The organism is Lentzea aerocolonigenes, from assembly GCF_000955955.1.
Taxonomy (GTDB): domain Bacteria; phylum Actinomycetota; class Actinomycetes; order Mycobacteriales; family Pseudonocardiaceae; genus Lentzea; species Lentzea aerocolonigenes_A.
Genome location: NZ_JYJG01000004.1, coordinates 42,968 through 61,444, shown reverse-complemented (window position 1 = coordinate 61,444; position 18,477 = coordinate 42,968). Strand labels below are relative to the sequence as shown.

The 18,477-nt window shown below is 68.5% G+C and carries 19 protein-coding genes; 8 read left to right on the top strand and 11 right to left on the bottom strand.

Going from position 1 to position 18,477, the window contains the following annotated elements; all coding sequences use genetic code 11:
* Window positions 1-62 precede the first annotated feature (62 nt).
* The 5 genes from UK23_RS01650 to UK23_RS01630 are packed head-to-tail and all read left to right on the top strand — an operon-like array spanning window position 63 to window position 4,211.
* Window positions 63-458 (top strand): Fur family transcriptional regulator, encoded by a 396-nt coding sequence (locus tag UK23_RS01650; RefSeq protein WP_045309586.1) that lies wholly within the window; start codon window positions 63-65, stop codon window positions 456-458.
* Window positions 455-1,516, top strand: a complete 1,062-nt coding sequence (locus UK23_RS01645) for a YgfZ/GcvT domain-containing protein (protein ID WP_045309529.1) — start codon at window positions 455-457, stop codon at window positions 1,514-1,516. The genes UK23_RS01650 and UK23_RS01645 overlap by 4 nt, the downstream gene beginning before the upstream one ends.
* A gap of 18 nt (window positions 1,517-1,534) precedes the next feature.
* On the top strand, window positions 1,535-2,359 hold the full coding sequence (locus tag UK23_RS01640; RefSeq protein WP_045309528.1) for a 3-keto-5-aminohexanoate cleavage protein: 825 nt from the start codon (window positions 1,535-1,537) through the stop codon (window positions 2,357-2,359).
* A 60-nt stretch (window positions 2,360-2,419) separates the two neighbouring features.
* Window positions 2,420-2,989 carry a hypothetical protein gene (locus tag UK23_RS01635; protein ID WP_045309527.1) on the top strand — a complete coding sequence of 190 codons (570 nt, stop codon included), beginning with the start codon at window positions 2,420-2,422 and terminating at the stop codon, window positions 2,987-2,989.
* Window positions 2,990-3,032: 43 nt separating this feature from the next.
* Complete coding sequence (locus UK23_RS01630) at window positions 3,033-4,211, top strand: MFS transporter (RefSeq protein ID WP_045309526.1); 1,179 nt, start codon at window positions 3,033-3,035, stop codon at window positions 4,209-4,211.
* Here the strand turns inward: UK23_RS01630 and UK23_RS01625 are convergent.
* Entirely contained in the window at window positions 4,154-5,014 is an 861-nt protein-coding gene (locus UK23_RS01625; protein ID WP_045309525.1) for a hypothetical protein, read from the bottom strand. The two genes, UK23_RS01630 and UK23_RS01625, sit on opposite strands and share 58 nt — an antisense overlap.
* A 173-nt stretch (window positions 5,015-5,187) precedes the next feature.
* On the opposite strand from UK23_RS01625, the gene UK23_RS01620 reads away from it, so the two are divergent.
* The gene (locus tag UK23_RS01620) at window positions 5,188-5,376 is read left to right on the top strand and encodes a DUF3073 domain-containing protein (protein WP_045309524.1); all 189 of its coding nucleotides are present in this window, start codon (window positions 5,188-5,190) and stop codon (window positions 5,374-5,376) included.
* Window positions 5,377-5,448: 72 nt separating this feature from the next.
* Here the strand turns inward: UK23_RS01620 and UK23_RS01615 are convergent, their stop codons facing one another.
* The 10 genes from UK23_RS01615 to UK23_RS01570 all read right to left on the bottom strand — a co-directional run bounded on the left by UK23_RS01615 (window position 5,449) and on the right by UK23_RS01570 (window position 15,803).
* Complete coding sequence (locus UK23_RS01615) at window positions 5,449-6,444, bottom strand: NADH:flavin oxidoreductase/NADH oxidase (RefSeq protein ID WP_045309523.1); 996 nt, start codon at window positions 6,442-6,444, stop codon at window positions 5,449-5,451.
* Window positions 6,445-6,549: 105 nt separating this feature from the next.
* Window positions 6,550-8,403: a 3D-(3,5/4)-trihydroxycyclohexane-1,2-dione acylhydrolase (decyclizing) gene (gene iolD, locus UK23_RS01610; protein ID WP_045309522.1), complete on the bottom strand. Its 1,854-nt coding sequence runs from the start codon at window positions 8,401-8,403 to the stop codon at window positions 6,550-6,552.
* Window positions 8,400-9,287, bottom strand: coding sequence for a 5-deoxy-glucuronate isomerase (iolB, locus tag UK23_RS01605; protein ID WP_045309521.1), 888 nt, complete (start codon window positions 9,285-9,287; stop codon window positions 8,400-8,402). The genes iolD and iolB overlap by 4 nt, the downstream gene beginning before the upstream one ends.
* Entirely contained in the window at window positions 9,284-10,189 is a 906-nt protein-coding gene (locus tag UK23_RS01600; protein WP_045309520.1) for a Cgl0159 family (beta/alpha)8-fold protein, read from the bottom strand. Before UK23_RS01600 ends, iolB begins: the two co-directional genes overlap by 4 nt.
* Entirely contained in the window at window positions 10,186-11,118 is a 933-nt protein-coding gene (gene iolC, locus UK23_RS01595) for a 5-dehydro-2-deoxygluconokinase (protein WP_045309519.1), read from the bottom strand. The genes UK23_RS01600 and iolC overlap by 4 nt, the downstream gene beginning before the upstream one ends.
* Window positions 11,115-11,885, bottom strand: a complete 771-nt coding sequence (locus UK23_RS01590; protein WP_045309518.1) for an ATP-binding cassette domain-containing protein — start codon at window positions 11,883-11,885, stop codon at window positions 11,115-11,117. Before UK23_RS01590 ends, iolC begins: the two co-directional genes overlap by 4 nt.
* The gene (locus UK23_RS01585; protein WP_045309517.1) at window positions 11,882-12,931 is read right to left on the bottom strand and encodes an ABC transporter permease; all 1,050 of its coding nucleotides are present in this window, start codon (window positions 12,929-12,931) and stop codon (window positions 11,882-11,884) included. Before UK23_RS01585 ends, UK23_RS01590 begins: the two co-directional genes overlap by 4 nt.
* Window positions 12,932-12,946: 15 nt before the next feature.
* Window positions 12,947-13,930, bottom strand: coding sequence for a sugar ABC transporter substrate-binding protein (locus UK23_RS01580; RefSeq protein WP_045309516.1), 984 nt, complete (start codon window positions 13,928-13,930; stop codon window positions 12,947-12,949).
* 14 nt (window positions 13,931-13,944) lie between these two features.
* Complete coding sequence (locus UK23_RS01575) at window positions 13,945-14,805, bottom strand: TIM barrel protein (RefSeq protein WP_045309515.1); 861 nt, start codon at window positions 14,803-14,805, stop codon at window positions 13,945-13,947.
* A gap of 2 nt (window positions 14,806-14,807) precedes the next feature.
* Window positions 14,808-15,803, bottom strand: a complete 996-nt coding sequence (locus tag UK23_RS01570; protein WP_045309514.1) for a Gfo/Idh/MocA family oxidoreductase — start codon at window positions 15,801-15,803, stop codon at window positions 14,808-14,810.
* 110 nt (window positions 15,804-15,913) lie between these two features.
* Here UK23_RS01570 and UK23_RS01565 point away from each other — a divergent pair, with 110 nt between their 5' ends.
* Window positions 15,914-16,966 carry a LacI family DNA-binding transcriptional regulator gene (locus UK23_RS01565; RefSeq protein ID WP_082114334.1) on the top strand — a complete coding sequence of 351 codons (1,053 nt, stop codon included), beginning with the start codon at window positions 15,914-15,916 and terminating at the stop codon, window positions 16,964-16,966.
* Window positions 16,963-18,456 carry a CoA-acylating methylmalonate-semialdehyde dehydrogenase gene (locus UK23_RS01560; protein ID WP_045309513.1) on the top strand — a complete coding sequence of 498 codons (1,494 nt, stop codon included), beginning with the start codon at window positions 16,963-16,965 and terminating at the stop codon, window positions 18,454-18,456. The genes UK23_RS01565 and UK23_RS01560 overlap by 4 nt, the downstream gene beginning before the upstream one ends.
* The last annotated feature ends 21 nt before the right edge of the window (window positions 18,457-18,477 follow it).

Here is an 18,477-nt window from a genome sequence, read left to right as displayed (position 1 = left end):
CTACTAACATCGGTGGTGTGGAGACCGCAAGAGGCCTGCGCAAAACGCTGCACGACCGCGGCATGCGGATGACGCCGCAGCGCCAGCTCGTGCTGGACGCGGTCAGGTCGCTCGAGCATTCGACGCCCGAGCAGATCTGCCAGCGCGTCCAGGAGACCGCGCCGACGGTCAACATCACCACGATCTACCGCACGCTCGACCTGCTCGACCGGCTCGGGCTGGTCCGGCACACGCACCTGGGTCACGGCGCGCCGAGCTACTCGGTCGACGACCACCAGCACGTGCATCTCGTGTGCCACGTGTGCGGCCGGATCGACGAGATCCCGTGTGAGCTGCTCGACCCGCTGGTCGGAACATTGCGGGAGCGAGACGGGTTTGAACTGGATGCGAGCCACCTCGCGCTGTCCGGCACGTGCCGTGACTGTCTGAAGCAAGAGCAGGAGCAGGAGACCGAGTGATCCTCCCCGGAGCCGTCCCGCCGCCCGACGATTCCACCGACGCAGGTGTTGCCTGGCACTACGGCGACCCGTTCGCCGAGCAACGTTCGGCAGCTCGGTCGGTCGTGGTCGTGGACCGCTCCAACCGCGGTGTCATCGCGATTCCCGGCGAGGACCGGCTCAAGTGGCTGCACCAGCTCACCAGCCAGCACTTCGAGCAGCTGGGCGAGGGTGCCGCGACCGAGGCGCTGATCCTCGACGCGCAGGGCCGCCTCGAGCACCACATGGTCGTCGCGAACGTCGGCGGCACGGTGTTCCTGGACGTCGAGAAGGTCGACGAGCTGCTCAAGTACCTGCAGAAGATGGTCTTCTGGTCGAAGGTCGAGCCACGGGACGCGACGGCGGAGTTCGCGCTGCTGTCGATCATCGGACCGGACGCGCCCGCGGTGCTGGAGAAGCTCGGCATCCCCGTGCCCACCGGCGTCGACGCGCTCGGCGAAGGTTTCGTGCGCAGGACGTCGTGGCCACTTCAGCGCTCGTTCGACCTGCTGGTGCCACGTTCCGAGCTCACGGACTGGTGGCAGCGGATCACCGACGCGGGTGCTCGCCCGGCCGGCAGCTTCGCGTTCGAGGCGCTGCGGGTCGAGGCGCTGCGGCCGCGCCAGGGCATCGACACCGACGAGCGCACGATCCCGCACGAGGTCAACCTGATCGACCCGGCCGTGCACCTCAACAAGGGCTGCTACCGGGGCCAGGAGACGGTCGCGAAGGTCCACAACGTGGGACGCCCGCCGCGCCGGATGCTCCTACTCCACCTGGATGGTTCTGCGGACGGCACGCCGGAGACCGGTGACCCCGTCACCCTGGACGGGCGCGCGGTCGGCCGGGTGGGCAGCGTGGTGCTGCACCACGAGCTGGGTCCGATCGCGTTGGCGCTGGTCAAGCGGTCTGTGCCGGTGGAATCGGACCTCGTCGCCGGAGCCCCCGAAAGGGAGGTTCAGGCACGAATCGACCCCGATTCGGTGCCGCCGGACACCCCCGGTCTGGGCCGGGAAGCTGTTCGCAACCTGCGGGGATGAGGCCCTAGAGTCGCGCCCATGTCCTTGGGCACTCTCATCACGGTCGCTCCCACCGGAGCGGAACACGCGAAAGCGGACGTCCCGCAGCTTCCAGTCACCCTGGAAGAGCTGGTCGCGACGGCTCAGAGCTGCGAGCAGGTCGGCGCGGCGATGATCCACGTCCACATCCGTGGCGAGGACGCGAAGCCGTCGCTCGACCTCGGCCGGCTGAAGGCCACCGTCGAGGCTCTGCGCTCCGAGACCAACCTCGTCGTCCAGCTGTCGTCCGGCGGGTCGGTGCACGACCCGGAGGAGAACCGGCTGCGCGTGCTCGAGGCGATGCCGGACTCCGCGTCCTGCACGATGGGCACGGTCAACTTCGGCGACGACGTGTTCATGAACCGCTGGGAGTTCATCGTCGCGCTGCACAAGGGCATGCAGGAACGCGGCATCGTCCCGGAGTACGAGATCTTCGACATCGGCCAGCTGGCGTCGTTGAAGCGCCTTCTGGACCAGCACGGCCTGCCCGCGGGCGGTCATGTGCACGTCGACTTCGTCATGGGAGTGCCCGGCGGCATGCCCGGTGACGCCGCGACCCTGGTCGCAGCAGTCAACGCTCTGCCGGACGGGGCAACCTTCTCCGCCACCGGGATCGGCCGGACCACGCTGCCCGTGATGTTCACCGCTTTGGGCGCGGGTGGCCACCTTCGAGTGGGTATGGAAGACACGATCAGCTACTCACGTGGTGTGCCAGTTCGGGACAACGCACAGCTCGTAGCGCGCGCGGCAGGCCTGGCGAAGATCGCGCAACGGCCTGCTTTGACGCCAGATGAGACGCGGAAGCTCCTGGGCGTGCACATTTGAGACAAGTTTGGTGCATGGGATGTGTTGGCGGGTGAGGAGGATCTACCGCAGGATGGACACGTGATCGAGGTGCGTCCTGGCGGGCGCCGCCGAATCGACCGGGTGCTCGCCCCCGACTACACGGAGGGCGTCGAGCAGCGCCCGCTCGTCGAGGTGCGCGAACTCCGCGACGAGGCAGCGCAGGAAGAGACCGACCTGTCCTACCTGCGGCGGCTGTTGCACGCGCGGATCGACATCGTGCGCGCGGAACAGGAGCGCCGCAGCTCCGGCGGCTCGGCGGTGGTCGAGCAGCTGGCCACGATCCTGTCCACGAATGCCGTTGGCCCGGCGACCGGTCTGGGCCGGTACCAGACCCATGAGCCGTCACGTGCTGATGCGCATCAACGGCACGTCGAGGCGCTCGTCTCCGACGTGGACCTCTCCGACGTGAGCAAGTTGTCCGACGATCGCCTCGGCGAAGCGTTGGAGACGTTCATCTCGGAAGAGGCCTCGGTGTCGGTGCGGCGGCGCGAGGTGCAGGTGGTCGTGGACAAGCTCAACGCCGAGATCGCCTCTCGCTACCAGCGCGGAAGTGCGTCGGTGGACGAGCTGCTGGCGGCTGAGCGCGGACACCACCGTCCCAAGAGGTAAGACAGGCGTTCCACTTTCTGAACTGCAGACCTAGCGTGCCCTCATGGGGTATCGCTGGGTCGTGCTGTGCATCGGAGCTTTGGCGCAGGGCACGAACGCGGCAGTCTTCCTCGGCCTGCCCGCGATCAGCCCGCAGCTGCAGCAGCACTTCTCCCTGACGTTGCCCCAGGTCGGGCTGCTTCTCGGTGCCGTGAACCTCGGCACGATGATCGCGTTGGTGCCGTGGGGGTTCTTCGCGGACCGCCGTGGTGAACGGCTCGCCATGACGATCGGCGGCGTCGGTGCGGCCGCCTGCCTGCTCGCAGTTGCCCTCGGCAACGCATGGCTCGCAGGACTGGCTTTGCTCGGCGCCGGGTTGTTCGGGGCTTCAGTCAACGCGGCGAGCGGCCGGGCGGTCATGTCGTGGTTCAGCGCCGGCAACCGCGGGCTCGCGATGGGCGTGCGGCAGACGGCGACCCCGCTGGGTGCAGCGCTCACGGCGGCGTTCCTGCCGGGCCTCGCGATCACTCACGGCGTCCCTGCCGCGTTCGTGGCCCTGGCTTCGGTGACCGCGTTCGTGGCGCTCGCGGTGGCGCTGCTGGTCCGCGAGCCGCCTGGTGCGACCAGGGCGAGCAGCGACCACGGCCTGATCCTCAAGGATCCGAAACTGCTCAGGCTGTCGCTGGCCAGCGGACTGCTCGTCGTTCCCCAGTTCACCGCCACCGCCCTCCTCGTGCCTCTGCTGAGCACTCACGGCATGACCGTCACGGCTGCGGCGGTGGTGTTCGGCATCGCGCAGGCGGTGGGTGGGGCTGGAAGGCTGGCCGTGGGCGTGTGGTCGGACCGGGCGCGCAGCCGGATCGGCCCGTTGAAGATCGTCGCGATCGCCACGGCGGTGGGGTTCGTGCTGGTCGCGGTGTTCGACCAGGCGCCAGTCCCCGTCCTGGTCGCGGTACTGGTGCCGACGACCGCGCTGGCCGTGTGCTGGAACGGCCTGGCCGTCACCGAGGCCGGTGAGCTCGCGCCCGACGGCCGCAGCGCCACCGCGATCGCCATGCAGAACTCGGCCAACTACCTGAGCGCCGCGATCACCCCGGCGATCGCCGCCTGGGTCGCCGTGCACGTGGCGTGGCCCGCGGCGATGGCGCTGGCAGCCGCGGCAGCGGTAGCCGCGCGGGTGCTGCTTCAGCCGTGGCGTTCCCTGCGGGCCAGCTCGCCCCAGAACTCGCGCAGCGTCTCGTAGCGCAGCGCGACCTCCTCGGCGTCACCGTTCTCCAGCGCGTCGACGATGGCGTTGACGTCGGCCGCGGAGGTGTCCTCCAGCAGGTCCTTGTCCTGCAGCAGCTGCACCAGGCCGCCGTAGTCGAGCTCGACCGCCGAGTGCGGGTGGAAGTGCTCGAGCCAGCGTCCGGTGTCGGCGAGGACCTTCGCGGGCCCGTCCTCACCCAGTGACGCCTTCACGATCTTCAACGCCCGTGCGACGCGGCGGCGCGCGTCGGCCATCGCGACCCGCCAGGACACCTGCCGTTCGGGGTCGTCCTGGGCGCTGGCGAGCACCACGCGGCGCTGGGCCGGGTCGACGAGGGAGAACCAGGGCAGCGGCACGGTCCAGGTCGTGGAGATGACGTGGACCGCTCCCGCCGAGAGTTCGGCCATCACGGCGGACGCGCGCGCTCGGACCGTTTCGGAGGCCAGGTTGAGCACCGCGTCCTGCAGGATCGGCGGAGAGGAGGCCAGGAAGCCCACCAGAGCCGCGGCGGAACGGGCCCGGAGGTCGAGAGGGCAGACGAGAGGTCCCGGACCGACACGAGCGGCTTCGGAGGTCGGCACCTCGGCCGGACTGATCGTCATCACGTCGAACGACTCGCCCGGAAGCAGCTTTTGTCTCAACTGTGATCGCAACCACAGCTCCCGTTCGCGGTCACCTGCCTCCGACCGGAGGACAGGCCCGGTTTCCAGGGCTTTTTCGACCTTCGCAGCTAGCGGTGCGTCCAATACCGATAACGGTTCGTACACCCGTAGGTAGGCGACGAACGGTCTGGGCACCTGTGCATCCTTCCACGCGAGGGCGGCCGCGAGATTTGGCGGTACGTGTCACGCCTACCGCGTCGCGAGGAACCCCATCGGCACGGTACGGTAGTTACCAGGAACTAGTTGTCGAGACGAGTGGGGCCGCCGTTCCCCCGGCCGCCCCCGTCCCTGTGCGAGGGGGTCGAGCCATGGGGCGCGGCCGAGCGAAGGCCAAGCAGACGAAGGTCGCCAGGGAGCTCAAATACAGCTCTCATGAGACCGACTTCGCTGCGCTGCAGCGCGAGCTGTCTGGTGACGAAAGGTCGCCGAACGGGAGTGGTGGTGCCGAAGTGCCCCACGACGACCCGTACGACGACTACGACGACTACCGTCGCTGAATTCAGCCTGAAGAGTTCAAGGGTTGGGCAACCGGATCATCGGTGCCCAGCCCTTGAACTCTGAGGGCGCTTTCAGAACGCCCTGGCGTACTGCCTCGGTGCCTTGACCTCCACACCCAACTGCTGTGCCGCGTGCAGTGGCCAGTACGGGTCGCGGAGCAACTCGCGCGCGAGCAGCACCAGGTCAGCGGAACCGTCCGTCAAAACTTGTTCGGCCTGCTTCGCCTCGGTGATCAGGCCGACCGCACCCGTGGGCACGTCTGCCTTGCGTCGCACCGCTTCGGCGAGCGGCACCTGGTAGCCGGGCCCGATCGGGATGTCCGCCTGCGCGGTGTTGCCACCGCTGGACACGTCGATCAGGTCCGCACCCGCGGCCTTGAGCGCCTGTGCCAGCACAACGCTGTCGTCGGCGGTCCAGCCGTCGTCCACCCAGTCGGTGCCGCTGATGCGGACGATCACCGGCACGTCCGGGCCGACCGCTGCCCTCACGGCGGCGGTCACCTCGACGGGGACGGCGATGCGTTCTTCGAGGCTGCCCTCGTTCGTGAGCGGCGAGTAGAACTCGTGCAGCAGGTAACCGTGGGCGGCGTGGATCTCCAGCACCTCGAACCCGGCTTCGAGCGCCCGGAGTGCGCCTTCGACGAACGCCTTGACGATGCTCGCGTGGCCGGTGAGCTTCTCCGGCTGGTTGCCGCCGGGGAACGGCTCGGTCGTGGGTGCCACCGGAACCCAGTCACCGATCGCCTTGCGCCCAGCGTGCGCGAGTTGAATGCCCGGCACCGAGCCGTGCTCCTTGATGAACTTCGTGATCGGCTTCCAGGCCTCGACCTGGGCGTCGTTCCAGATGCCGACGTCCTGCGGCGAGATCCGGCCCCGCGGCTCGACCGCCGTGGCCTCGGCGATGACCAGCCCGGCGCCGCCGACGGCCCTGCTGCCGAGGTGCACCAGGTGCCAGTCGATCGGGATGCCGTCTTCGGCGCTCACCGAGTACTGGCACATCGGGCTCACCGCGATGCGGTTGGGCAGGGTGACCGACCGCAGGGTCAGCGGGGAGAACAGCAAGCTCACGGGAAACTCCCTTGAACGGTTCGTAGGCCTACGAACCGTTCAAGGGGACACGCCGTGGGTGTTGTTCCCTGATGCGAGGTTGTCTCAGTCACTGAGCGGTGACGCTCAGCTCAGGTAGCGGACCTGCTTGGCCTTGCCTTCAAGAACTTCCTCGCGGGCCTGGCCGATCTCGGCGCGATGTGAGATCTCCGGCACGCCGACCTCCCACCACGCGCCTGCCTCGGTCCACGACGACGGGTGCGTGCGGATCACGACGACGGCCGGGCGGCGTTCGGACACCGCCACCTCGCGGGCCTTGCGGTACGCGCCTTCGAGGTCGGCCAGCGAGTCGGCAGGGAAGACCGCGCAGCCCATCGCGGCGGCGTGGCCGGCGAAGTCCGTGCGCGGCGGTTCGGAGTGGTTGGTCGTGCAGTCGGCGTAGAGGTTGTTGAAGCCCGCGCCGCCCTGGCCCGTTTGCAGGCGGTGGATCACCGCGTAGCCGTCGTTGTCGCAGACGACCGCCACGAAGCCGTGGCCGGCGAAGGAGGCGGAGAAGAGTTCGGAGTTCAGCATCAGGTACGAGCCGTCGCCGAGCAGGGTGGTGACGACGCCCTCGGTGTGGGCGATCGCAGCGCCCCAGGCCCCGGCCAGTTCGTAGCCCATGCAGGAGAAGCCGTACTCGACGTCCATTGTGGACTCGCCGGTGGCACGCCAGCCGCCGATCAGCTCACCGGGGAGGCCCCCGGATGCCGTCATCACGTAGTCGCGCGGGCCGCTGACGTCGTTCACGACGCCGACGACCTGGGCGTACGTCGGCAGGCCATCAGAAGGCCGGCGCAGCGACGTGATGTGGTCGTCCCACTTCGCACGTTCGGTGCGGGCGCGGGCCGCCCAGGTTGCCGGGCCTTGCCAGGAGGCGAGGACGTCCGTCAGTTCGCGCAGGCCCTCGTCGGCGTCGGCGACCAGGGCGAACGAGCCGTGCTTCACGGCGTCGAAGCGAGCCGCGTTCAGGGAGATCATGTGGGCGTCCGCGGAGAACACGGTCCAGGACGCGGTCGTGAAGTCCTGCAGCCGGGTGCCCACCGCGATGATCAGGTCGGCTTCGCCGGCCAGGACGTTGGCCGAGGTGGAGCCCGTGATGCCCAGCGGCCCGGCGTAGAGCGGGTGGTCGTGCGGGATCAGCGTGCGGCCGGCCGTGGTCTCGGTGATCGGGATGCCGTGCTGCTCGGCGAACCGCAACGCCCTTCCGGCAGCACCCGAGTAGCGGACGCCGCCGCCGAGCACCAGCAACGGCTTCGAAGCGGAACGGATCGCCTGGGCGGCCTCGGTCAGAGCACGCAGGTCCGGGCGCTGGCGCAGCAGGCGGTGGACGACCGGGGTGAACAGGGCGTCGGGGAAGTCGTAGGACTCGGCCTGGACGTCCTGCGGCAGAGCCAGCGTCACCGGGCCGCAGTCGGCCGGGTCGGTCAGCACCCGCGCGACCTGGGGCAGAGTCGACAGCAGCTGCTCGGGGCGGGTGATGCGGTCGAAGTAGCGGCTGACCGCGCGGAACGCGTCGTTCACGGTCGCGGTCGGGTCGTGGAAGTGCTCGACCTGCTGCAGCACGGGATCCGGCGCGCGGCCGGTGAAGGTGTCGCCTGGCAGGAGCAGGAGCGGCAACCGGTTGGCGTGGGCGACGCCCGCTGCCGTGACCATGTTCAGGGCGCCGGGGCCGATGGACGACGTGGCGGCGCCGACCTGGCGGCGATGGGTGGCCTTGCCGATGCCGACCGCGGCGAGGGCCATGCCCTGTTCGTTGTGGCCGCGCCAGACCGGCATGCGGTCGCGGACCTCTTCGAGCGCGTTGCCGAGGCCGAGCACGTTGCCGTGCCCGAAGATCCCGAACACGCCGGGGAACAACGGGGCGGTGGAACCGTCGAGCAGTTCGGTGCGCTGGGCCAGCATCCACCGGACCAGAGCCTGCGCGGTCGTCAGCTTCACTTCACTCGCCCCTCAGCAGTCGTGACCGGACAGCGCGGGTCGAGCTCCTGCGTCGCCCAGCTGTCGCGGACCCAGGTGTGCGCCGGGTCGTCGCAGAACGCCATCGAACGTTCGTCGCCCGGTCCGGCCAGAACGTTCAGGTAGTACATGGGGTAACCCGGCGCCGCGACGCACGGACCGTGGTAGCCGCGCGGGATCAGGAACACGTCACCGTCGCGCACGGTCACGTCTTCGTCGATCGTGCCGTCGTCGGTGTACGTGCGGTGGAAACCGAAGCCGGTCCGCGACGGCGTGACGCCATCCCGGTCGGCGATGCGGAAGTAGTAGATCTCCTCGTTCTCGACCTCGCACGGCTCCGAGGAGTCGTGCTTGTGCGGCGGGTACGAGGACCAGTTGCCGTCCGGGGTGATCAGCTCGCACGCGTTGAGCTTGTCCGCGTGGTCCCACACGCCCGGCGTGCCGAAGTTGGTGACCTGGCGGGTGGCGTTGCCGGAACCGCGCACCTCGACCGGAACGCCGTCCGCAGGGCCGTACTTGGGAGTCAGCCGCTTTTCACAGCGAGCCATCGGCAGCGCGACCTCGCATCCGTCCTCGGAGGACAGCACAACCGAGGCATCCCGTGGCACGTAAGCGAAGTCCGTGACGCGGGTGAACACCGAGTCACGGCCCTGCAGCTCGTACCGCTCGTCGTCGACCTCGACCGTCAACGACCCGGCGAGCGGCAGCACGAACGCCTCGAACTCGCCGGTCTCGATCGTGTGCACCCACCCGGCCTCGATCCGCATCACCCGCAGCCCGGTGTAGATCCAGCCCGCGTCCTCCGGCATCAGGTGGATGACCTCGGCCGCGGTCGAGAGCGTCCCGTGTGGACGGTGCAGGGTCATACCGTGACTCCCTTTGCGGTGCGCAGGATTTCGGCGGCGGCAGCAACGGCAGCGGCAACATCACCGTCCGGCGGATAGAGCAGCGCACGGCCGACTACCAGGCCGCGCACGGTCGGATGGCGCAGCGAGCGGCCCCACGACGCGAGGTCGTCCTCGGGGTTCGCGGACGGAACCCCGCCCAGCACCAGGGCCGGCAACGCGGTGGTGTCCAGCACGACTTCCGGCTCGTTCGGCGCGGGCAGCTTCAGCCAGGTGTAGGCAGAGGTCGCACCCAAGCCCGCGGCCACGGCCGAGGCACGCGACAAAGCCGCGGAGTCCTTCTGCAGCACCAGCTTGTCGTTGTGATCACGCTTGTACGGCAACGGTTCGACCATCGCCATCAGGCCGTGCTCGGCGAGTTCGGTGACGGCTCGCGCGCAGCCTTCCAAAGTGGGAATGGTGCCGGGATCCGAGTCGACCAGGCGCAGCAACATCTTGCCGCCGTCCAGCCCGAACGTCGCGATCGACGACGCGTCGTAGGCGGTGAACCTGTCGTCGATCTCCCAGTCCGCACCGGCCAGGCCACCTCGGTTCATCGAACCGATGACCACGCGCTCGTTCAGACCGTCGAGCAGCAACAGGTCCTCGATCACGTCCGGCGTGCCGAGCACACCGTCGACCGCGGGATTCGCCAGCGCAGTCAGCAACCTGTCGAGCAACGACCGTCGATCGGCCATCGCCAGCGGGTCGCCGCCGACGCCCAGTGCGCCTCGAGCCGGGTGGTCCGCCGCGACCAGGAACAGCGTGGACTTGCCGTTCAGCAACGAGTTGCGCCGCTTGCGCGCCTGGTAGGCCCGCCTGATCGAGCCGGGGTCCTCGGCCCGCCGCCACAGCAGTTCGCGCCACTGCCCGTCCGTGATCACAGCAGCTCCTCGATCTCTTTCTGGTCCGGCATCGCGTCCGCGCAGGCCAGCCGCGACGCCACGATCGCGCCGGCCGCGTTGGCGTAGCGGGCGATCTTCACCGGCTCCCAGCCCGACAGCAGGCCGTGCACCACGGATCCACCGAACGCGTCACCGGCACCAAGCCCGCACACGACTTCGACCGGCGTCGGCTCGACCGTCCAGCGGCCTTCCGGCGTGGCCACCAGCACGCCCTCGGCGCCCTTCTTGACCAGCGCCAACGAGATTCCGCGTGCCAGCAGCCGGTCCGCGGCCTCGTCGGGATCGGACGTGCCGACCGCGACCTCGCACTCGGTCCGGTTGCCCACGGCGACCGTCACGTGGTCGAGCATCCAGCTGATCTCTTCGCGCGCGGTCTTGACGTCCGGCCAGAACATCGGCCGGTAGTCCAGGTCCAGCACCGTGTGGCCGTGCCGGGCCCGGTTCGCCAGCATCATCCGCTGACTTGAACGTGCGGGCTCAGCGGAAACTCCGGTGCCGGTCACCCACAACAGCGGGACTTCACGCGTGAGCGACCACGGCACGTCGTCCTCGCTCAGCGTGAGATCCGGCGCGATCGGCAGCCGGTAGAACAACAGCGGCGGGTCCGCGGGCGGGTTGAGCTCGCAGAACACCACCGGCGTCAGCAGATCCGGCGACGTGCCGACGTGCTCCGACGACACCCCGAAGCCTTCAAGTGCCTGCCGCACATAGGTTCCGAAACCGTCAGGTCCGACTTTCGTCAACACCCCGGCACGACGGCCGAGCCGCGCGGCGGCGACCGCGACGTTGGTCGCGGTGCCGCCGAGCGACTTGGCGAACGTGCTGACCTCGGCCAGTGGCACGCCCGACTGCTCGGGGTAGAGGTCGACGCCGACCCGGCCGACGGTCAGCACTTCCAGCGACGTCACGCCTCGACACCTCGCAGCTCGTGCTCCAGCGCTTCCAGCTCGGCACCGCCGGCCATCTGGCGCGTCAGCTCGTTGATGTCGATCTCGTTCTTCTCGTAGCTGCCGAGCGCACGACCGCGCTTGAGCAGCAGGAACCGGTTGGCGACCGGGTAGGCGTGGTGCGGGTTGTGCGTGATCAGCACGACGCCGAGGCCGCGATCACGCGCCTGGGCCACGTACTTCAGCACCACACCGGCCTGCTTCACGCCGAGCGCCGCGGTCGGTTCGTCCAGGATCAGCACCTTGGCGCCGAAGTGCACCGCGCGGGCGATGGCGACGCACTGCCGTTCACCACCCGACAGCGTGCCGACCGGCTGTTCCACGTCCCGCAGGTCGATGCCCATGTCGGACAACGCCTTCTTGGTGATCTCGCGGCCCTTCTTCCGGTCCAGGAAGCCGAACTTCGTCGTCGGCTCGGAACCCAGGAAGAAGTTGCGCCACACCGACATCAGCGGCACGACCGCGAGGTCCTGGTACACGGTCGCGATGCCGCGGTCCAGCGCCTCACGCGGGGACGAGAACTTGATCTCGTCGCCCTCGACCTTGAACGAGCCCTGGTCGTGCTGGTGCACACCGGCCAGGATCTTGATCAGCGTCGACTTGCCGGCGCCGTTGTCGCCGAGCACGCAGGTGACCTCACCGGCGTTGACCACAGTGGACACATCGCTCAAAGCGATGACGCTGCCGTAGGTCTTGCCGATGTTCTCGACCTCGATGAGAGAAGTCATCGCTTCACCCTTTCCGCCCGGCGGCGAAGCATGTTGTTCACCAGCACGGCGGCCAGCAGCATCACGCCGAGGAACAGCTGGAACCAGTCGCTGTTCCAGCCGGCGTAGACGATGCCCTGCCGCGCCATGCCGAAGATCAGCGCGCCGATCGCCGCGCCCACCGCGGAGCCGAAGCCACCGGTCAACAGGCAGCCGCCGATCACCGCCGCGATGATGTACTGGAACTCCAGCCCGATTCCCTGGTTCGCCTGCACGCTCGCGTACCGCAGGATGTTGATCGAGCCGACGAGCCACGCGGCGAACGCGGTCGTCATGAACAGCAGGATCTTCGACCGCACGACCGGCACACCGACCGCGCGCGACGACTGCGCGGCACCACCGATCGCGAAGATCCAGTTGCCGAACTTGGTGCGCATCAACACGGTCGACGCGATGACCGCGAACAGCAGCCACCAGATGATCGACACGTAGAAGCTGGTGCCGCCGATCTGGAACGTCGACGCGAACAGGAAGCCCGCCGACTCGTACCCGACGGTGTCGCGCATGCCCGACACCTGCACGCTGCCGGTCACGAGCCGGGTGACGCCGAGGTTGAGGCCCTGCAACGCGAGGAAGCTGCCCAGCGTGACGATGAAGCTCGGCAGGCCCGTGCGCATCACGAGCCAGCCGTTCAACGCGCCCACCGCCAACGCGAAGGCGAGCGACACCAGCAACGACAGCCAGACGTTGAGGCCCAGCTGGGTGGAGAGGATGGCCGTGACGAGCGCCGTGGACGCGGTCATGACACCGGCGGACAGGTCGAACTCTCCACCGATCATCAGCAGCGCCACGGCCACCGCCATGATGCCGAGCATGGACGCGTCGTCCAGCCACGTGGCCGCACCGCCCATGCTCAGGAACTGCTCGGTGACCACGGAGAAGAACAGGAACACGAGCAGCGCGCCGAGCATCGCGCCGATCTCAGGGCGCTTGATCAGCTGATCCATCACCCTGGGCTTGCTCAGCCGTTCGTCGGCCGCCGGTGGCGCTTGCGCCGTCACGGTCATCTCTCCGCTCACTCCTTAGCGCTTGCCGGCCTTGGCGTACTCCGCGACCTTGTCCACATTGGACTTGTCGACGAAGCCGGGACCGGTGAGGACGGGCTTGCCACCACCGAGCGTGTTCGCGTTGTCCTTGAACAGCTTCAGCATCACGATCGGCAAGTAGCCCTGCTCGTACTGCTGCTGGTCGACGGCGAAGAGCACCTCACCGGCCTTGATCGAGCTGACCACGTCCGCGTTCAGGTCGAACGTCGCGACCTGCGCCTTCGAGCTCGCGCCCTTGATGGCCGACGCGGCGTTCACGGCGACCTGCGGGTTCAGTGCCAGCACGCCGTCCACGGCCGTGTCGGACTGCAGCTTGGCCTTGATCCGGGCCTCGACGTCGGTCGGGTTGGAGATGTCGACCTGCAGGTTCTCCACCGCGCCGCCGAAACCGGTGCGGGCACCGTCGCAGCGCTGGTTGAGGCCCGTGTTGCCGGCCTCGTGGATCACGCACAGCAGCTTGGTCTTGCCCGCGGCCTTGAGCTTCTTGCCGGCTTCCTCACCGGCGATCGACTCCTCCTGGCCGACGTGCGCCATGGCGCCGAACTCCGCGCTCTTCGCGCTGCCGGAGTTGATGGTGATGACCGGGATGCCGGCCTTCACCGCGTTCTCGATGGACGTCTTCAGCGCGTCCGGGTTCGCCATCGACACCACGATGCCGCCGACCTTCTGCGACACGGCGTTGTCGATCAGCTTGGCCTGGGCGCCGGGGTCGCCGTCGGAGTTGTACGTGACGCCGACGCCGAGCTGCTTGCCCGCGTCCTCGGCACCGACCTTCACCACGCTCCAGAACGCGTCACCCGACGTGCCGTGCGTGATCACGGCTACCTTCAGGTCACCCGTCGCCGGTGCGCTGTTGTTCTGCGTGTTCTGGGTATTGGTACCCGTGGGACCGCTACAGGCGGCGAGTAGAGCAACACCGGCGAGGGCAACGCCCGCACGGATGACCAAGCGAGACTTCATCGTCTCCAGTCCCTTCAGAGGATCTTGCTGAGGTGCGCGAGGCTGCGCCCGGTGTCCTTCAGTGGCTTGTCCACTGGACTTCCGTCCTTGAGCTGGGTGTCCTGCTCAAGCACGAACCAACCGGTGTAGCCCGCCTCTTGAACGAGCTTCACCAGCGCTTCCACGTCCACGTCGCCGTCCCCGAGCGGCACGTAGATGCCCTGTTCCACGGCATCGGTGTAACTGAGCTCGCCGCTGCGCACCTTCGCCGCGATCTCGTCACGCACGTCCTTGAGGTGCACGTGACCGATCCGGTCCGGGTAGCGGCGCGCCAGCTCGACCGGGTCCGTGCCACCGATGAGGAGATGGCCGGTGTCCAGGCAGAGCTGGAGATCGGAGTCCGCGAGGAACCTGTCGACCTCCGCCTCCCGCTCGACGTGGGTGCCCACGTGCGGGTGCAGCACGGTCGCGAGCCCGTGCTTCGCGGCGATCTCACGGATCTTCGCGCAGGTGTCGACGAGGGTGTTCCACTCGTCGTCGGTGAGCTGCGGCGTTTCGTCGTAACCGTCGAGGCCCGTCGCGGCGGCGAGCACGAGAACTTCCGCGCCACCCGCCTTGAGAATGCCCGCCACCCGGTCTGCTTCGTCCAGAGTGGACTGAACGTCCGTGTGCAGCGTGACGGCGAGGAAGCCGCCGACGAGCGTCAGTTCGTACTCGCTGAGCATTGCCTTCAGGGCACCGGGGTCAGCGGGCAGGTAGTCGGGCGGGCCGAGCTCGGTGGCCGAGAGCCCCAGCTCGTTCATCTCGTTGAGGACGGTCGTGGCCGGCAGGACGTTGCCCCAGCCAGGAACCTCGCACACGCCCCAGGAGATCGGTGCCCCAGCGATCTTCGCCATGCCTAGTTCCCCTCGATCCGCACCGGTGCGCCACTGCGGCGCGACTGCTCACACGCTTCGGCCAGGCGCAGGCTGATCAAACTCTCCCGCGCCGGTGACGGGTTCGCGACCTCGCCCTTGATGACCTGCGTGAACAGGTTCATCTCGTTGACGTACGCGCGGTGGAAGCGCTCCGGGAAGCCGGGGTACGCGTCCGGTCCGGCCACGTGGCCGCCGGGCTCCAGCGAGTTCAGCGGCGTGCGCGAGTCGACGCCGGCGACCAGCGAGTCCTTGCTGCCGAGCACCTCGATGCGGTGGTCGTAGCCGACCGGGTCGTGCCGGCCGCCGGCCAACGTGGCGTGCGCGCCGCCCGCGAACTTCAGCATGACGACGGCGTTGTCCACGTCGTCCGCGTCGGCGAACGCTTGGTGCACCAGGACCGAGCCGCTCGCGTAGACCTCGACGACCGGCTCGCCGACCAGCCACGGCACGCAGTCCAGGTCGTGGATCAGCAGGTCGCGGAAGATGCCGCCGGACGCGGGCAGGTACGAGAAGTCCGGCGGGTTCGCGTCGTTGCCGACCGCCCTGACCAGGTAGATGTCGCCGACCTCGCCCGCGCGGATCCGGCGGTTGAGCTCGTAGATGGCCGGGTCGAAACGACGCTGGAAGCCCACCAGGACCTCGACGCCGGACTTCTCGACGTCCTCGACCAGCGCGGTCATCTCGGCGAGGTCGCTCGCGATCGGCTTCTCGCACAGCGTGGGCACCCCGCGCCCGATCGCCGCGCGCAGCATCTCGGGGTGGGTGTTCGTCGGGGTGGCGAGCAGGACGCCGTCGACGCCGCCGAGCAACGTGTCGAGGTCCTCGACGGCGGTTGTCCCTTTGAGCTCAGCCGACGCCTGCGCGGCACGACCGGGCACCGGGTCGAAGAGAAGCACCTCGTCGACTCGATCCAGTGCGGCGAGGTTGGTGGCGTGCATGGTGCCGATCCTGCCGACACCCGCTACTCCGATCCGCATCGCAGGTTTCCCCTGTTCATCGGCTGTGATGTGTTAGAGCGCTCTATTGGTTGGAGCGCTCTAATGCTGTAACTTCGGCCACAGGGTGTCAAGAGGGGAGGTGGTTATCGGTGGTCAGGCCGACGATGGAGGACGTTGCTCTGCGGGCGGGAGTTTCTCGCGCACTGGTGTCACTGGTGATGCGCAACTCACCCAAGGTGAGCGAGGCGCGACGCAGTGCAGTGCTGAAGGCCGCGGAGGAGCTGGGGTACTCGCCGCACGCCATGGCCCGTTCACTGGCCTCGCGCACGTCGACCGTCCTCGGCGTGATGGTGTCCGACCTGCACAACGCGTTCTTCGCCGAGGTCGTGGACGGCATCGACGAGGTGGCGCGCGAGCAGGGGTTCGACATCATCATCAACACCGGCGGCCGCTCGCCCGCCCGTGAGCGCCGCGCGGTGGAGTCGCTGCTGTCGTTCCGCCCGGCCGGGCTCATTCTCCTGTCACCTGTCGTCCCCGCCACCGCGATCGGCAAGGCCGCTGAACAACTTCCCGTGGTCCTGGTCGCGCGGTCGTCCCGGGTGTCCACTGTGGATACCGTGAACGACGACGGCGAGCAGGGCGCGCGGCTGGCGATCGACCACCTGGTGTCCCTGGGGCACAAGAGGATTGCCCATTTAGACGGTGGTGAAGGCACTCAGGCCGGACCTCGCCGGCGTGGCTACGTCGCTGCCATGGAGGCGCACGGGCTGGCGCCGCAGATCGTTTCCTCCGAGTACACCGATGTCGCCGGGGCCCGGGCGATCCGGTCGTTGATCGACTCGGACTCGTTGCCCACGGCCATCCTGTCCTGCAACGACTTCAACGCCGTCGGTGCCATTTCAGCTCTGGAAGACGCCGGGCTGCGCGTGCCGCACGACGTTTCCGTTGTCGGGTACGACAACACTTCGCTGGCGGCTCTCCGCCACGTCTCGCTGACCACGATCGACCAGCCTCGTGCCGAGTTCGGCCGGTTGGCTGCCGGGGCGCTCCTGCAGCGGGTTCGTGAAGAACGCACCGAACCCGTGCGCCATCTCCTCAATCCCTCTCTCGTAGTCCGCAACACCACCGCTCCACCGGCGACTCCCAGGCGAAGTCGCCGGAGCGGCGAAGCCGCGACCAATAAACACGGAGGCTTGCGTTGAGCACCATCCCCCACTGGATCGACGGCGCCCGCACCACGGGGGTGTCGTCCCGCACGTCCGACGTCTTCAACCCGGCGACCGGGGAGGTGGCGGCGCAGGTCGTGCTGGCAGAGCAGGCTGACGTCGACCTCGCGGTGTCCTCCTCGTTGAAGGCCGCGCAGTCCTGGTCCGAGTCGTCGTTGTCGACGCGTTCGCGGATCCTGTTCGCCTACCGCCACCTGCTGCACTCGAACCGCGACGAGCTCGCCGCGATCATCACGTCCGAGCACGGCAAGGTGCTGTCGGACGCCGCCGGTGAGGTGCAGCGCGGACTGGAGGTCGTCGAGTTCGCGTGCGGCATCCCGCAGCTGCTGAAGGGCGAGCACTCCGAGCAGGTTTCGCGCGGTGTCGACGCCTACTCCTTCCGCCAGCCGCTGGGCGTGGTCGCGGGCATCACGCCGTTCAACTTCCCCGTGATGGTGCCGATGTGGATGTTCCCCATCGCCATCGCTTGTGGGAACACCTTCGTGTTGAAGCCTTCCGAGCGCGACCCGTCCGCTTCGGTGCGGCTGGCCGAGCTGTTCCAGGAGGCCGGGCTGCCGGATGGCGTGCTGAACGTGCTGCAGGGCGATGCCTTCGCGGTCAACGCTCTGCTCGATCACCCGGACGTCTCCGCGGCGTCGTTCGTCGGCTCGACCCCGATCGCGCGACACGTGTACTCGCGCGGCACCGCGGCCGGCAAGCGCGTGCAGGCGTTGGGCGGCGCCAAGAACCACATGGTCGTGCTGCCGGACGCCGATCTCGACGTGGCCGCCGACGCCGCTGTGTCCGCCGGTTACGGGTCTGCCGGCGAGCGCTGCATGGCGATCTCGGTGGTCGTGGCCGTGGGTGAGACCGGTGACGAGCTGGTTTCGAAGATCGCCTCACGGACCCGTGACCTGCACCCGTCCGTCCTGCCCGGCACCGACCCTGCCGCCCAGATGGGTCCGCTCGTGACCGGCGTGCACCGGGACAAGGTTCGGTCCTATGTGGACGCTGGTGAGGCTGCCGGTGCGTCGCTGGTCGTCGACGGACGCGGGCACGCACCTGAGGGATCCGAGGGCGGTTTCTGGCTCGCGCCCACGCTCTTCGACCACGTCACCCGCGACATGACGATCTACACCGACGAGATCTTCGGCCCGGTGCTGTCGGTCGTCCGCGTCGACACGTTCGAGGACGCCGTGGAACTGGTGAACGCCAACCAGTACGGCAACGGCACGGCCATCTACACCGGCGACGGCCTGGCCGCGCGCGAGTACCAGCGGCGCGTGCACGTCGGCATGGTCGGCATCAACGTGCCGATCCCCGTGCCGATGGCCTACTACTCGTTCGGCGGCTGGAAGGACTCGCTGTTCGGCGACACGCACGTTCATGGCGCTGAGGGCGTGAAGTTCTACACGCGCGCCAAGGCGATCACGGCGCGGTGGCCGCAGCAGCACGGCGTGAACCTGGGCTTCCCCACCCACGGCTGACGAAAAGACGTCTGCAAGTAC